The sequence below is a fragment of the Ensifer sesbaniae genome, from assembly GCF_013283665.1.
Taxonomy (GTDB): Bacteria; Pseudomonadota; Alphaproteobacteria; order Rhizobiales; family Rhizobiaceae; genus Ensifer; species Ensifer sesbaniae.
Map to the genome: position 1 here is coordinate 3,309,233 of NZ_JABEKU010000001.1, position 15,105 is coordinate 3,324,337.

General features: G+C 63.3%; 14 protein-coding genes. 5 read left to right on the top strand and 9 right to left on the bottom strand.

Going from position 1 to position 15,105, the window contains the following annotated elements:
- Nucleotides 1-5 precede the first annotated feature (5 nt).
- Nucleotides 6-797: an APH(3') family aminoglycoside O-phosphotransferase gene (locus tag BHMPCIPO_RS16110; protein ID WP_173517697.1), complete on the top strand. Its 792-nt coding sequence runs from the start codon at nucleotides 6-8 to the stop codon at nucleotides 795-797.
- 66 nt (nucleotides 798-863) lie between these two features.
- On the opposite strand, the gene BHMPCIPO_RS16115 is transcribed toward BHMPCIPO_RS16110, so the two are convergent.
- Nucleotides 864-1,346 (bottom strand): VOC family protein, encoded by a 483-nt coding sequence (locus BHMPCIPO_RS16115; RefSeq protein ID WP_173517698.1) that lies wholly within the window; start codon nucleotides 1,344-1,346, stop codon nucleotides 864-866.
- A 110-nt stretch (nucleotides 1,347-1,456) separates the two neighbouring features.
- Nucleotides 1,457-1,891: an Lrp/AsnC family transcriptional regulator gene (locus BHMPCIPO_RS16120; protein WP_173517699.1), complete on the bottom strand. Its 435-nt coding sequence runs from the start codon at nucleotides 1,889-1,891 to the stop codon at nucleotides 1,457-1,459.
- Nucleotides 1,892-2,046: 155 nt separating this feature from the next.
- On the opposite strand from BHMPCIPO_RS16120, the gene rocF reads away from it, so the two are divergent.
- The 3 genes from rocF (at nucleotide 2,047) to BHMPCIPO_RS16135 (ending at nucleotide 4,962) form a co-directional block, all read left to right on the top strand.
- Nucleotides 2,047-2,970 (top strand): arginase, encoded by a 924-nt coding sequence (gene rocF, locus BHMPCIPO_RS16125; RefSeq protein WP_173517700.1) that lies wholly within the window; start codon nucleotides 2,047-2,049, stop codon nucleotides 2,968-2,970.
- Between the two features lie 22 nt (nucleotides 2,971-2,992).
- Entirely contained in the window at nucleotides 2,993-4,198 is a 1,206-nt protein-coding gene (gene rocD, locus BHMPCIPO_RS16130; protein WP_173517701.1) for an ornithine--oxo-acid transaminase, read from the top strand.
- Between the two features lie 284 nt (nucleotides 4,199-4,482).
- Nucleotides 4,483-4,962, top strand: coding sequence for a chemotaxis protein CheW (locus BHMPCIPO_RS16135; RefSeq protein WP_173517702.1), 480 nt, complete (start codon nucleotides 4,483-4,485; stop codon nucleotides 4,960-4,962).
- Between the two features lie 559 nt (nucleotides 4,963-5,521).
- Here BHMPCIPO_RS16135 and BHMPCIPO_RS16140 read toward each other — a convergent pair.
- The 7 genes from BHMPCIPO_RS16140 to BHMPCIPO_RS16170 all read right to left on the bottom strand — a co-directional run bounded on the left by BHMPCIPO_RS16140 (nucleotide 5,522) and on the right by BHMPCIPO_RS16170 (nucleotide 14,054).
- Nucleotides 5,522-5,755 carry a formate dehydrogenase subunit delta gene (locus BHMPCIPO_RS16140; protein ID WP_173517703.1) on the bottom strand — a complete coding sequence of 78 codons (234 nt, stop codon included), beginning with the start codon at nucleotides 5,753-5,755 and terminating at the stop codon, nucleotides 5,522-5,524.
- Nucleotides 5,745-6,584, bottom strand: coding sequence for a formate dehydrogenase accessory sulfurtransferase FdhD (gene fdhD / locus BHMPCIPO_RS16145; RefSeq protein WP_173517704.1), 840 nt, complete (start codon nucleotides 6,582-6,584; stop codon nucleotides 5,745-5,747). The genes BHMPCIPO_RS16140 and fdhD overlap by 11 nt, the downstream gene beginning before the upstream one ends.
- 278 nt (nucleotides 6,585-6,862) lie before the next feature.
- Nucleotides 6,863-9,742, bottom strand: a complete 2,880-nt coding sequence (fdhF, locus tag BHMPCIPO_RS16150; RefSeq protein ID WP_173517705.1) for a formate dehydrogenase subunit alpha — start codon at nucleotides 9,740-9,742, stop codon at nucleotides 6,863-6,865.
- A gap of 232 nt (nucleotides 9,743-9,974) precedes the next feature.
- The gene (locus BHMPCIPO_RS16155; RefSeq protein ID WP_173517706.1) at nucleotides 9,975-11,531 is read right to left on the bottom strand and encodes a formate dehydrogenase beta subunit; all 1,557 of its coding nucleotides are present in this window, start codon (nucleotides 11,529-11,531) and stop codon (nucleotides 9,975-9,977) included.
- On the bottom strand, nucleotides 11,528-12,007 hold the full coding sequence (locus BHMPCIPO_RS16160) for a formate dehydrogenase subunit gamma (RefSeq protein ID WP_173517707.1): 480 nt from the start codon (nucleotides 12,005-12,007) through the stop codon (nucleotides 11,528-11,530). The genes BHMPCIPO_RS16155 and BHMPCIPO_RS16160 overlap by 4 nt, the downstream gene beginning before the upstream one ends.
- Nucleotides 12,008-12,187: 180 nt before the next feature.
- Entirely contained in the window at nucleotides 12,188-13,084 is an 897-nt protein-coding gene (locus BHMPCIPO_RS16165; RefSeq protein ID WP_173517708.1) for a LysR family transcriptional regulator, read from the bottom strand.
- A 202-nt stretch (nucleotides 13,085-13,286) separates the two neighbouring features.
- Nucleotides 13,287-14,054 carry an SDR family NAD(P)-dependent oxidoreductase gene (locus tag BHMPCIPO_RS16170; RefSeq protein WP_173517709.1) on the bottom strand — a complete coding sequence of 256 codons (768 nt, stop codon included), beginning with the start codon at nucleotides 14,052-14,054 and terminating at the stop codon, nucleotides 13,287-13,289.
- Nucleotides 14,055-14,227: 173 nt separating this feature from the next.
- Here BHMPCIPO_RS16170 and BHMPCIPO_RS16175 point away from each other — a divergent pair, with 173 nt between their 5' ends.
- Nucleotides 14,228-14,992, top strand: a complete 765-nt coding sequence (locus BHMPCIPO_RS16175; protein WP_077967971.1) for a DeoR/GlpR family DNA-binding transcription regulator — start codon at nucleotides 14,228-14,230, stop codon at nucleotides 14,990-14,992.
- Nucleotides 14,993-15,105: the final 113 nt, after the last annotated feature.

Here is a 15,105-nt window from a genome sequence, read left to right on the forward strand (position 1 = left end):
TCGTCTTGTCTTCCCAAAAACCGCATCTCGAATTGCCCGACAATTTCCTGCCGCTCGTTGCGGGTTATGACTGGAACCGGGACACGCTCGGACAGTCGGACTCGAGCATCTTTCTGCTGCAGGCGCCGGATCGTCCGATGCTGGTGCTGAAGATCGAGGTTGCCGGCCCGTTCGGCGAATTCGTCGACGAAGCGGCGCGGCTCGATTGGCTGGCGTCTCAGGGCATGCCGTGCCCGCGGGTGGTCGCCCGCGCCTTCGAAACGGAAACGAACTGGCTGCTGCTGCAGGCCGTCGAGGGCACGGACCTCGCATCCACGACGCGATCGCCAAGGGACCGGATCACCATCCTGGCGGACGCCCTGAAACGCTTGCATGCGCTGGATGTCTCCGGCTGCCCTTTCGATCACCGGATCGACAAGCGGATCGCCCTTGCGAGAACGCGCACCGAAGCCGGCCTTGTCGATGAAGACGATTTCGATGAAACGCGGCTCGGCCGGACGGCGGTCGATCTCTTTGCCGAGCTGCAAGCCCGCGTGCCCTCGACCGGCACGCGCGTCGTCACCCACGGTGACGCCTGCCTGCCGAACATCATCGAGAACAACGGCCGGCTTTCCGGATTCATCGATTGCGGCCGGCTGGGCGTCGCCGATCGCTACCAAGACATCGCCCTTGCCTGCCGCAGCATCACCAACAATCTCGGCGAGGAATGGGTTGAGCCGTTTCTGACAGCCTACGGCATCAACGAGGACGATCCCGACAAACGCGACTTCTACTGCCTGCTCGACGAGTTCTTCTGATTGCCGCGCTGCGACCAACATATTCCGCCCAACCAGACAGCAATTTAGCGAAAGGCCCGCAACGCCTCAGGCGGCGTTGCGGGCCTCGATGCTCAGATCGACGATGTCGGCGTCCTCAATGGCATTGAACAGCGCCCAGATATGGCCGAAGGGATCGATGAAGGCACCGACACGATCGCCCGTCGACAAGGTTTCGGCCGGGTTCCGGAGGCTGGCACCGGCACCAATCGCCCGGCCGATGACACGATCGACATCCCGCACGTGCAGTTCCAGGATCACCGCCGTGGTGCCGAGCGCATGCGGCGAGCGCGGCCCCCCAAGCTTGGGTTCCGCATCACGACGCGGGTTGGCCCCGGCAATCCGGAAGACCGATTCCCCGATCCGCAAATCCGCGCTCGTCAGGATCCCGCTCGGCCATTCATGCCGCTGCAAAAGCTCGGCGCCGAGCGCCTCGCGATAAAAGGCGATGGCGCGATCCTCGTCGCCATGCCTGACAAACAGCTTCACACAGATCTGCCGATCGGCAAGCCTGCCGCCATTGGCAACCATGACATCCTCCATCTTGGGTGAGGCGCACATGATAGCGAAATATTGGAACAAAGCAAGAACAATTCGACCCCGGACGCGATTTCGTCATCCGCCAGAGCAGAGCCAACCGCTCAGAAGGCGCCGGTCATCTTGCTGGTTTTCAACAGGATATTGGTCTCCGTGACGGTGATGCCGTCGATCAGGCGGATGCGCCGCAGCGTTTCGTCGAAGGAGACGAGGTCGCGATCCTCGAGCTCGGCGATGAAGTCCCAGCGGCCATTGGTGCTGTGCAATGCGCGGACCTGCGGCAGGCCGCGCAATTGCTCGGCAACACGATCGGCCATCTTTCCGTGGACTTCGATCATCACCACGGCGCGGACCCCTGAGGCCGGAATTTCCGCGCCGGTGCGGATGGTAAAGGCGGCAATCGTGCCATTGGCGACGAGCCTGTCGATGCGGGCGGCAACGGTCGCGCGCGAGACGCCGGTCATTTCCGATAGCGTCGAAACGGGAATGCGCGCATTCTGGCGCAAGGCGCTGATCAGTGCCTGATCGAGATCATCCATTGCCTGTCACTTTGTAAAATGATGCTTATCAATCTGTCGATTCTATCTCACTAATCGGCAGTTTTCCATCTTTTTGCTGACACGCATTTTGGCCATAATCCGCGCGATCCCAACCGGGAACACACGGAATTATCTTGAGAAGGAATCGGGCGGATATGACGACCATCACGCTGATTGGCGCACCCATCGAAGAAGGTTCTGGACGACGCGGCGCGGCCATGGGGCCGACGGCGCTGCGCATCGCCGGCATCGACACGGTGCTGCGCGACCTCGGCCACACGGTTCACGACGAAGGCGACGTCAAGCCGCTGCCGGCCCGCGACCTCGCCAACCACCCGGGCGCCAACAATCTGCAGACCGTCGCCGCCTTCGCCCGCGCGCTGCATGACTCCGTGCACGACACGGTTCGCAAGGGCTATTTCCCGATCATCCTCGGCGGCGACCACGCGCTCTCCATGGGCAGCGTCTCGGGCATGGCGCGTTACGCCGCCGAAGTCGGCCGGCCGCTCTTCGTACTCTGGCTCGACGCCCACGCCGACTTCAACTCCCCGTCGACCTCGCCTTCGGGCAACATGCACGGCATGCCGGTCGCCTATTTCTGTGGCGAAGCGGAATTCGCCCCGATCCTGCCGGCCGACCGCCCCTTCGTCGATCCGAACAAGGTCTTCCAGGTCGGCATCCGCTCCGTCGATGATCGCGAGCGCGAAGAAATCGCCGAGCATGGCGTACGCGTCTATGACATGCGCGCCGTCGACGAACTCGGCATGGCCCACATCATGCGCCAGATCCTCGAAGAGGTTCGTGCCGCCAACGGCCTGCTGCATGTCAGCCTCGATGTCGACTTCATGGACCCGGAACTCGCGCCGGGCGTCGGCACCACCGTTCCCGGCGGCGCCACCTTCCGCGAAGCGCACCTGATCATGGAAATGCTCTGGGAAAGCGGGCTGGTTTCCTCGCTCGATGTCGTCGAGCTCAATCCCTTCCTCGACGACCGCGGCAAGAGCGCGCGCATCCTGGTCGAACTGACGGCGAGCCTCTTCGGCCGCCGCGTGCTCGACCGGCCGACCCGCAGCGCCTGAGATGACAAACGGAGGACAATGCATGAATACGACGGCAGCCCTGATCGAAACCGAATACCGGCTCGGCGCGCATAATTACAAGCCGCTCGACGTGGTGCTCTCGCGCGGCGAGGGCGTCTATGTCTGGGACATGGAGGGCAATCGCTATCTCGATTGCCTCTCTGCCTATTCCGCCGTCAATCAGGGCCACTGCCATCCGAAGATCCTGAAGGCGATGATGGAGCAGGCGCAGAAGCTGACGCTCACCTCCCGCGCCTTCCGCAACGACCAGCTCGCGCATTTCTACGAAGAGATCGCGGCGTTGACCGGCTCGCACAAGGTGCTGCCGATGAACTCCGGCGCCGAAGCCGTCGAAACCGCCGTCAAGGCGGTGCGCAAGTGGGGCTACGAGGTCAAGGGCGTCGCCGATAACAAGGCGGAGATCATCGTCTGCGCCAATAACTTCCACGGCCGCACCATGGGCATCGTCGGCTTCTCGACCGATCCGGACGCCCGCACCGGCTTCGGCCCCTTCGCACCGGGCTTCAAGGTCGTGCCGTTCGGTGACATCGAGGCCTTCCGGGCCGCAATCACCGAGAACACCGTTGCCTTCCTCGTCGAGCCGATCCAGGGCGAAGCCGGCGTCATCGTTCCGCCGGCTGGCTACTTCACCGCCGTCCGCGAACTCTGCACCAAGCATGGCGTCACGCTGATCCTCGACGAGATCCAGACCGGGCTCGGCCGCACCGGCAAACTGCTCGCGGAAGAGCACGAAGGCATCGAGGCCGACGTGACGCTGATCGGCAAGGCTCTTTCAGGCGGGTTCTACCCGGTCTCCGCCGTGCTTTCCAATACGGAAGTGCTGGGTGTCCTGAAGCCCGGCCAGCATGGCTCCACCTTCGGCGGCAACCCGCTCGCCTGCGCCATTGCCCGCGCGGCGCTTAAGGCGCTGACTGAAGAAGGCATGATCGAGAATTCGGCACGGATGGGCGAGCGCTTCCAGAAGGGCCTCACCGACATCCGCTCTAACATCATCAAGGAAGTGCGCGGTCGCGGCCTGATGCTGGCGGTGGAGCTGGTACCGGAGGCCGGCGGCGCCCGCAAATACTGCGAGGCGCTGAAGGAGCGCGGCATTCTCGCCAAAGACACCCATGGCGACACCATTCGCATCGCACCGCCGCTCGTCATCACCGCCGACCAGGTGGATTGGGCCGTAGAGCACTTCGCGGCAGTCCTCGCCTCCGCCTGACCTTTTCAATCCTCCGCCCCGGGCCAACCTCGGGGCGGATTGGTTCGTGAGCACTTGCAAAAGCAAGTCTTAACGAATCCGGGCCTATAGTGCCTTCCCAAAGCGCAAAGCGGTTCTTCCGCGCATGATGCAGCTGCGCCCCGCCGGATGTGATCGGCGGACTGTAAGGATCTCTCCCCAACGGACCATCGCCGCGCTCCCGTCGTCGGCAGTCATGCGGAGATATCTCGAGTTTGGCGGTGTCGCGTCCATAGGCGTCGACCGGAAAGCTGGAAGGACCTTCGATGACCAACACAATCAGGACGGCCGGTTTCGACGGCGAGACGCTGGAGATCATTGCGTTCCGCCTCCACGATCAGGAATTCTGCGTCAAGACGACAACGATCCGCGAAATCCGCGGCTGGGCACCCTCCACCCCCATTCCGCATTCGCCGCCGGAAGTGATCGGCGTCATGAACCTGCGCGGCACGGTGATCCCGATCATCGACCTCGCCCACAAGCTCGGCATGAAATCGACGACGGCCAACGAACGCAGCGCCATCGTCGTCGCCGAAGTGCACAACATGGTGATCGGCCTCGTCGTCGACCGGGTCTCCGACATCCTCACCGTCCAGGGCAGCCAGGTGCAACCGGTGCCGGAAGTGACTGCATCCTTCGACAAGAGCTTTGCCGAAGGCATCATCGCCAACGAGAACGGCATGATCTGCTTCCTCAACCTCGCGCGAATGTTCAAGGAACGCGACGTCGAGGAAATGGCCGCCTGATCATACGCGCCGGCCTGCAATTCGAGGGCCCCCTCGCCCAACGGCGAGGGGGCCTTTCCTTTTGGCGGGGATACCGGAGTTACTTGAGGGGCGACCAAAACAGGACAATCTAATTCAACTCCTAGGTAGTATACAACTTTTCACAACTAAGATTTGATAATTTCTATTTTAACACCTGCTTAATAGTCATACCACTAACATAGATTGCAGAAACACGGCGCCTTGGGCATGAAGCCCGGTAGTTCGAACTCTCCCTACGAAGCACGAAGCCGCTGGCCCGGAAGGGACGGCCGTAGAACGGACCAGACATTTTTTTGGCAATCCGGCCTATGTCCTCGTCCAGAGAGTTGCGCCGCTTTTGGCCCCGCAAACCCTGTCGACAGCACGTACGAGTCGGCTTGAACAACGAGCGGCTGGCAGAATTTCTGAGCGCACATCCCTGCACCCCGCGCTCGGGAATGGGGAAGGCGGCGACCGGTAGCCGCCTTCCCTTAAATCTTTTCAGATGAGGTAGCTTCGAAAAGCACCCGGTCGGAGAACCTTCGGGTGATGACAGCAGCTAGGCAGCTTCCGGGCGCTTGATCTTCGGCGCCGCTTCCAGCACCAGCGGCGTCAGCCCCTCGCCGCCATTGTCGATATGCTCGAACAATTTGCGCCGCATGCGCGGCTCCCAATATTTGTTGATATGGGTGGCAACGCCCTGGGCCGCTTCGTCCTGCGGCTGGCTTTTGAAGAAGGTGGCGATCTGGTTCGCCATGTAGATCAGTTTGGCGTTGGTGTTGTCATGCGACATCGGCGACAGCTCCGGACTTGATGCGTTCGGCATGGGTGAAAATTTCGAATTCGTCGCCGCGCACCAGCGCAATCAACGTCATGCCTGCGGCTTCCGCCGTGCGGATGGCAAGCGCCGTCGGCGCCGAAATGGCGATGATCACGGGACTGCCGACCACCGCCGTTTTCTGCACCATCTCGACGGACACACGGCTGGTGACGACGACTGCGCCTTCGCTGCCCTTGAAGCCGGCGCGCGCGGCAGCACCCACCAGCTTGTCGAGCGCATTGTGCCGGCCGACGTCCTCGCGCACGGCGATCAGGCCGCGCCCAGGCACATAGAAGGCGGCACCGTGCACGGCACGCGTCTCGACATGCAGCGGCTGCTGGCCGTTGAGCAAGGCCACGGCCGAGACCACATCCTCCTGCGACAGCGTCAGCTTCGAATGGGAAACGTCCGGCGTCGGCCGGACCGCCTGTTCGATCGATTCGATGCCGCACAGGCCGCAGCCGACCGGGCCAGCCATATGCCGGCGACGCCGGCGGAGCATATCGTTCTCCTCGTCGCGAAGCGTAATCTGCAGGTCGATGCCGAGATTGTCCGCGACCGTCTCGGCCACGATCTCGACCGCTTCGATCTGGCCGGGATCCGTGATGATGCCCTCGGTCAGACTGAAGCCGACGGCGAAATCCTCGAGATCGCCGGGCGTCGCCATCATCACCGCATGGGTCGAGCCGCCATAGGTAAAGGCGACAGGCGTTTCCTCCGGTACGGCTCGGGAACCCTCCCGCAGCGTGCCGTTGCGACGGGCAACCTCGGGAACGGTTGTCGATGTCTTGAACCTGGTCATTCGTTCGTCGGGGCGTCGGCGCCCCCTCGCTTTGCTGAGAGCGGGCTACCCCCCTCTGCCCTGCCGGGCATCTCCCCCACAAGGGGGGAGATCAACATGGGGAAAGCGCTCGGGCTCGGTCTCAAGTTGGCGGCATTCGCAAGGTCGCGCGCGGAGATCGCCTGACGCTCACCGCCAATCGTGGAGCGAGCGCTCGCCTCCGCGATCTCCCCCCTTGTGGGGGAGATGCCCGGCAGGGCAGAGGGGGGTAAGTTCCACGCGCACAACGCCATGGCTCGTTACTCCGCCGCCTCCAGCTTGCCGGCAATCCGGCGCGACTGGCGGGCCTGCTCGTCGTAGTCCACCTGCCAGTCGGACGGACCGTTCGACGGCATCACCTGCACCGCCGTCACCTTGTATTCCGGGCAGTTGGTGGCCCAATCGGAGAAGTCTGTCGTGATGACGTTCGCCTGCGTCGACGGGTGGTGGAAGGTGGTGTAGACGACGCCGGGCGCCACGCGGTCGGTGATCAGCGAGCGCAGGGTCGTCTCGCCCGAGCGGCTGGCAAGCCGCACCCAGTCGCCATCGCGGATGCCGCGCTGTTCGGCATCGTGTGGATGGATCTCCAGCCGGTCCTCCGCGTGCCAGGCGACATTGTCCGTGCGCCGCGTCTGGGCGCCGACGTTGTACTGGCTGAGGATACGGCCGGTGGTGAGCAGCAGCGGGAAGCGCGGGCCGGTGCGCTCGTCGGTCGCGACATATTCGGTGCGGATGAACTTGCCCTTGCCGCGCACGAAGCCGTCGACATGCATGATCGGCGAACCCTCGGGATGCGCCTCGTTGCAGGGCCACTGCACCGAGCCCATCTTTTCGAGATAGTCGTAGGAGACCAGCGCGAAGCTCGGCGTCGTCGCGGCAATCTCGTCCATGATCTCGGACGGGTGGCGATAGTTCCAATTGAGCCCCATCGCCTGGGCGAGCTTCTGCGTCACCTCCCAGTCGGCATAGCCGTTCTTCGGCGTCATCACCTTGCGCACCCGGTTGATCCGGCGCTCGGCATTGGTGAAGGTGCCGTCCTTCTCCAGGAAGGTCGAGCCCGGCAAGAAGACATGGGCATAGTTCGCGGTTTCGTTGAGGAACAGGTCGTGCACGACGACACATTCCATCGCGGCGAGACCGGCGGCCACATGCTTGGTGTCCGGATCCGACTGCAGGATGTCCTCGCCCTGGATGTAGAGGGCCTTGAAGGTGCCGTCGACGGCGGCATCGAGCATGTTGGGGATGCGCAGGCCAGGCTCGCTGGAAATCTCGACGCCCCAGAGCTTCTCGAAGGTTTCGCGGGTCGCATCGTCGGAGATATGGCGGTAGCCCGGCAGTTCGTGCGGGAACGAACCCATGTCGCAGGAGCCCTGCACGTTGTTCTGGCCGCGCAGCGGATTCACGCCGACGCCCGGCCGGCCGATATTGCCGGTGACCATGGCGAGGTTGGCGATCGCCATGACCGTCGTCGATCCCTGGCTGTGCTCGGTGACGCCGAGGCCGTAATAGATCGCACCGTTGCCGCCGGTGGCATAGAGCCGCGCCGCGCCACGCACGAGCGCGGCCGGCACCCCGGTATAGGCTTCGGTTGCTTCGGGGCTGTGATAGGGCTCGGCGACGAAGGCTGCCCAATCCTCGTATTCCGACCAATCGCAGCGCTCGCGAATGAACGTCTCGTCGGCGAGGCCTTCGGTGACGATCACATGCGCCATCGCCGTCAGGACCGCGACATTGGTGCCCGGCTGCAGCGGCAGGTGGTAAGCGGCTTCGATATGCGGCGAGCGCACGATGTCGGTGCGCCTGGGATCGATGACGATCAGCTTGGCGCCCTCGCGCAGCCGCTTCTTCAGCCGTGACGCGAAGACCGGATGGCCGTCCGTCGGGTTGGCGCCGATGACGACGGCGACGTCGGTGTATTCGACGCTGTCGAAGTTCTGCGTGCCGGCCGAGGTGCCGAAGGCCTGTCCAAGGCCGTAGCCGGTCGGCGAATGGCAGACACGGGCGCAGGTATCGACATTGTTGTTGCCGAAGCCGGCACGCACCAGCTTCTGCACCAGATAGGTCTCTTCGTTGGTGCAGCGCGACGAGGTGATGCCGCCGACGGAATCGCGGCCGTATTGGTACTGGATCCGCCGGAACTCGGCCGCGACATGCGCATAGGCCTCCTCCCAGGTGACCTCACGCCAGGGATCGGTGACCTTCTCGCGGATCATCGGATTGAGGATGCGGTCCTTGTGGTTGGAATAGCCATAGGCGAAGCGGCCCTTGACGCAGGAATGGCCGCGGTTCGCCTGGCCGTCCTTCCACGGCACCATGCGCACCAGTTCCTCGCCGCGCATTTCCGCCTTGAACGAGCAGCCGACGCCGCAATAGGCGCAGGTGGTGACGACGGAATGCTCCGGCTGGCCGATCTCGATGACCGATTTCTCCGTCAGCGTCGCCGTCGGGCAGGCCTGCACGCAGGCGCCGCAGGAAACGCATTCCGACGACATGAAGTCTTCCGCCATGCCGGCCGAAACGCGGCTGTCGAATCCGCGGCCGCCGATCGTCAGCGCAAAGGTGCCCTGCACTTCCTCGCAGGCGCGCACGCAGCGCGAGCAGACGATGCATTTCGCCGGATCATAGGTAAAATAGGGATTGGACTCGTCCTTGGGCATCCACTTGGCGTTGATTTCGCCATTGTTGCGGGCGGTGACGTGGTTCTCGCCGTCGTAGCCGTAGCGCACGTCGCGCAGCCCCACGGCGCCGGCCATGTCCTGCAGTTCACAATCGCCATTGGCTGCACAGGTCAGACAGTCGAGCGGGTGGTCGGAGATGTAGAGTTCCATCACCCCGCGGCGAACGTCCTTCAGCCGCGGCGTCTGGGTGGAGACTTCGATGCCGGCCGCCACCGGCGTGGTGCAGGAGGCCGGCATGCCGGCGCGTCCCTTGATCTCGACGAGACAGAGCCGGCAGGAACCGAAGGCATCCATCATGTCGGAGGCGCAGAGCTTCGGCACCTCGATGCCCGCATCCATCGCCGCGCGCATGATCGAGGTACCCTCGGGCACCGTGACCTCGCGGCCATCGATCGTCAGCGTCACCAGCTTTTCGGACTTGGAAGCGGGAGTGCCGAAGTCAATTTCATGAATGAGGGACATTAGCGGGCCTCCAGAGAAGATGCGTTCAAGAGGGCGGCGTTACCCCCCTCTGGCCTGCCGGCCATCTCCCCCACAAGGGGGGAGAAAAGATGTGGCGCGCGTTGCATAACGATTGAAACGTTCGGCCTGCGGAACCGTTCCTGCCGGGGCGAAAGGTCAGCCGCGGGTCGATCTCCCCCCGTGTGGGGGAGATGGCCGGCAGGCCAGAGGGGGGTGAACTGCTCCAACACAATCATTCCGCAGCCTCCACCGCCGGCGCCGGCTTAAAATCATCCGGGAAATGGGTCATGGCGCTCATCACGGGATAAGGCGTAAAGCCGCCGAGCGCACAGAGCGACCCGAACTTCATAGTGTTGCAGAGATCGGCAAGCAGTTCGCGGTTCTTCTCCGGCTCGATGCCGGCGGCGATCTTGTCGGCGACCTCGACGCCGCGGGTCGAGCCGATGCGGCAGGGTGTGCACTTGCCGCAGCTTTCGACGGCGCAGAATTCCATGGCGAAACGCGCCTGGTGCAGCATGTCGACCGTGTCGTCGAAGACGACGATGCCGGCATGGCCGATGAGGCCGTCACGCGCGGCAAAGGCCTCGTAGTCGAACGGCGTGTCGAACAGCGCCCGCGGGAAGTAGGCGCCGAGCGGACCGCCGACCTGTACCGCTTTCACCGGCCGGCCGCTCGCCGTGCCGCCGCCGATCTGATCGACGATTTCACCCAGCGCCAGGCCGAAGGCGGTTTCAAACAGACCGGCATGTTTGACATTGCCGGCGATCTGGATCGGGATCGTGCCGCGCGATCGGCCCATGCCGAAGTCGCGGTAGAAGGCTGCGCCCTTGTCCATGATAATGGGCACCGAGGCGAGCGAAATCACGTTGTTGATGACGGTCGGACAGTCGAAGAGGCCCTTATGGGCCGGAAGCGGCGGCTTGGCGCGGACGATGCCGCGTTTGCCTTCGAGGCTGTTCAACAGCGCGGTTTCCTCGCCGCAGACATAGGCGCCGGCGCCGGTGCGCACCTCCATGTCGAAGGCCCGGCCCGACCCGAGCACCGAGGGTCCGAGCACGCCCGCCTTGCGCGCGATCTCGATCGCCTCTGCCATCACCGTGATCGCATGCGGGTATTCGGAGCGGGTATAGATGAAGCCCTTGGTGGCGCCGGTCGCGATCCCGGCAATTGCCATGCCCTCGATCAGCACGAAGGGATCACCCTCCATGATCATTCGGTCGGCAAAGGTGCCGCTGTCGCCCTCGTCGGCGTTGCAGACGATGTATTTGCGGTCACCCGCAGCATCGAGAACCGTCTTCCACTTGATGCCGGTCGGGAAGCCGGCGCCGCCGCGGCCGCGAAGCCCGCTCTCGGTCACCTGCGCAACGATACCTTGAGGTGTCAGCGCGATGGCATTGCGCAGACCCGCAAGCCCGCCATGGGCCTGGTAATCGTCGAGCGACAGGGGATCGATGATGCCGCAGCGGGCAAAGGTCAGCCGCGTCTGCTGCTTGAGAAAGGGGATCTCCTCGGTCTTGCCGAGACAGAGCGCGTGATCACCGCCGTCCAGCAGGCCGGCATCGAGGAGCGAGGCAACGTCGCGCGCCTTGATCGGGCCATAGGCAATCCGGCCCTCGGCCGTCTCCACTTCGACCAGCGGTTCCAGCCAGTGCATGCCACGCGAACCATTGCGCACGATCACCGCATCGAGACCGCGCGAAGCGATCGCCTCGCTCATCGCCGTCACGACCTTCTCGGCGCCGAGCGCCACGGCGGCCGCGTCCCGCGGGATATAGATCTTCACCGTCATCGACGCGCCTCCTGAACGAGCACTTCCAGTTCGGCGGCATCGACCCGGGCATGCACCTCTCCGTCGAGCATGGCGGAGGGTGCGCAGGAACAGAGCCCGAGGCAGTAGACCGGCTCCAGCGTCACCGCGCCGTCCGGCGTCGTCTGGTGAAAGTCGATGCCGAGCAGCCGCTTTGCCCGCTCGGCAAGCTGATCTCCACCCATCGACTGGCAGGCCTCGGCACGACAGAGCTTCAGCACGTGGCGCCCGGCCGGATGCTCCCGGAAGTCATGGTAGAAGGTCATCACCCCATAGACTTCGGCGCGCGACAGGTTGAGCTCGCGCGCAATCAGCGGCAGACATTCCTGCGGCACATAGCCGAACTCTTCCTGGATCCCGTGCAGGATCGGAAGCAGCGGCCCTTCGAGCCCCTTCAGCTCCTCGACGATGGCGAGCGTGGTTTCCGCGATATCGGCGCGCGGCTGATGGATATTCAACGGGAGCCCTCCCGGCTCGTGGGCTAGGATGGCGGCACCCGAAACGGGCAACCGGCCCAGCCGACATTTCACTTGTCTCAAGGAGGCCGTTCCCCGGCGGTCTCCGGCCATGATTAAAAAAGCTTCGCGCTTATGCCCCAATGGGTCAATAACGCTGTTCCGTCGATCGATAGAAAAAATCTATTGAACCTGATTTCGCTCGCCGAGAATGCGCGCCTCATGCAGCAGAGCCGAGACGAGTGGCGTAAACGGCTCGCGATGCGTCGCCACCAGGCCAACCGTGTGGCGGGCATCCGGATCGACGATCGGAATCATCCGGATGTCCTCATGAAAACCGAATGATTTCGCGACGTTGAACGGCATGATGCTGGCCCAGCGACCGGTGCGTACATGCGAAAAAAGTACTATCATCGAGTTTGATTCGAGCGTCGGACTGGCAACGGCGCCGGCTTCCGAAAAATGCTGGTTGATGATGCGGCGGTTCTGCATGTCGGCCGTCAATAGACAAAGCCGAACGTCGCTAACCTCTTTCCAGGTCACGCTTTCCCGCTCCGAAAGCGGCGTCCCGGCAGCGGTGACGAGGTGGTAACGCTCGACCTGGAGGGGAACGCTGGTCACGCGGCCGAGCGGTTCGTTCTCCAGATAGGTCAATCCGGCGTCGATCTCGAGATTTTCGAGCAGCGCCAGGACCTGCACCGATGTCGTCGACAGCACGGAGAAGGTGACGTCGGGGTGCTTTTCCTGGAAGGGCGCGGTGATCATCGGCACCATGGCAAGCGTCGTCGGCACCGCCGCCAGGCGGATATGGCCGGAAAGACCCTTGCGCGCCGCCCGCATCTCCTCCCGCATCGTCCGGGTATCTCCGACGATGCGGCGCGCCCATTCGAGCACCCGCTGTCCCTCGGGCGTCAGTCCTCGGAAACGCGAACCGCGGCTGACGAGCATGACGCCGAGCTGATCCTCGAGCTGACGAATGGCGGCCGACAACGTCGGCTGCGTCACCCCACACTCCTCCGCCGCGCGGCCGAAGTGCCGTTCGCGCGCGAGAACGAGGAACATTTCCAGCTTATCGATCATGTCTACCCTTCGGGGACTGCCCTGCCCCTCACCCTAACGGGTTCGCCCCTCACCCTGGCCCTCTCCCCGCGTGCGGCGAGAGGGGACGTGCCGCAGGCGGCATTAACGATGGTTCAAACGGTGCAGCTTGCCCCTTCTCCCCGCCTGCGGGGAGAAGGTCCCGGCAGGGGGATGAGGGGCGAATGCGACCGCAAACACATACTCAAGCGATCAATTGCCCGCCATTCACCTCCAGCACCTGGCCCGTGATGTAACCCGACAGCACATGCGAGGCGAGGAAAAGGTAGGCCGGTGCGCAATCCTCCGCCGTTCCCAGCCGGCCGAGCGGAATGGTCTTGCGGGTCGCCTCCAGCTTTTCCGGCGACGAATAACGTTGATGAAAGTCGGTGGTGATCGTGCCGGGCGAAACGCAGTTGACCCGGATGCCCTCGGGCGCGAGCTCGCGCGCCAGCGCCTTGGAATAGGTGGCGACGAAAGCCTTGGTGGCCGAATAGATCGAGGAGCCGGCACTGCCGCCCGTGACCGCCGAGATCGACACGGTATTGACGATCGCCGGATGCGTGCCCTTCCGCAGCAATGGCAGCATCGCCCGCGTCATCTCGACGACCGCTGTCTGGTTGAGCTGGACGACGGTCTGGTATTGCTCGTCGGTAAGCTCCGCCGCGGGGAAACGGCCGACCATTGTGCCGGCATTGTTGATGAGGATATCGACGCTTTCGAACCGGCTCCGCACCACCTCGGCCAAACTCTCGACGCCATCCGGCGCCAGAAAATCCGCCGTCACCACATGCGCCCGCCCCTCGGTCGCCGCCGATTCGAGAAAGTCGGGCAGCTCGCCGATAGACCGGCCGGCATGGACGAGCACGCGCGCGCCGCAGTCCAGGAATTGCCGCGCGACCTCCAGCCCGATGCCGCGCCCGGCCCCGGTGACGACGACGGTCATTCCCTTGAACAAGGCCGGATGAAACATGTCTTTCCCCTCTTCGCTCCTCAGGGCAGCGTCGCCCATCGCCGAAACGAATGCAACGCGCTCCCGCATTTTAAACCATGGCGAAACCGGTTTCACGATAAACGCCAATTTATGAAATTGCGCGACTTTCGTTTTTGCATATTATGAAACAAAACGAAAATAGGGAGGATGGAATGTATCTGACGGGTCGGCAGGCGGAGATCCTGGAACTGGCAAAGAGCGAGGGTCGCGTGCTCGTGGAGGAGCTGGCCCAGCGCTTTTCCGTCACGCCGCAAACCATCCGAAAGGACCTGAACGACCTTTGCGACGCCAAGGTTTTGAACCGCATCCACGGCGGCGCGATTTTCCCGAGCGGCAAGGAAAACGTCAAATACGATGCCCGCCGCCAGATCGCAGCGCCAGAGAAACAGGCAATCGGCAAGGCCGCCGCCGAACTCATTCCCGACAATGCCTCGCTGTTCATCAATATCGGCACGACGACCGAGGCCGTGGGCGAGGCCCTTCTCGACCACAAGGAACTGATGGTCATCACCAACAATATAAATGTCGCCAATCGCTTACGCGTCTTCCCCTCGATCGAGGTGGTGATCACCGGCGGCGTCGTGCGTGGTTCCGATGGCGGCATCGTTGGCGAAGCCGCCGTCGACTTCATCAAGCAGTTCAAGGTCGATTTTGCCGTCATCGGCGCCTCGGCAATCGACCATGACGGCGCGCTTCTCGATTTCGATTTCCGCGAAGTGAAGGTCGCACAGGCAATCATCGCCAATGCGCGCCATGTCATCCTCGTTTCCGACTCGACCAAGTTCGAAAGAACCGCGCCGGTCCGCATCGGTCATATCTCGCAGGTTCAGACCTTCATCACCGATCGCTGCACGCTCGAAAACGTCAGGAAAATCTGCGCCGAACAGGACGTTCGGCTGATCGAAACCGACGCCTGAGACGGGAGGCTTAGGCACCCCTAAAGATTCGGGGAGCATTCGTTTGACATTCGATATGTTTTCGTTTTAACTGATTTCACTTTCGCTGACGCATCAATTTGTGCGCCGCGAAA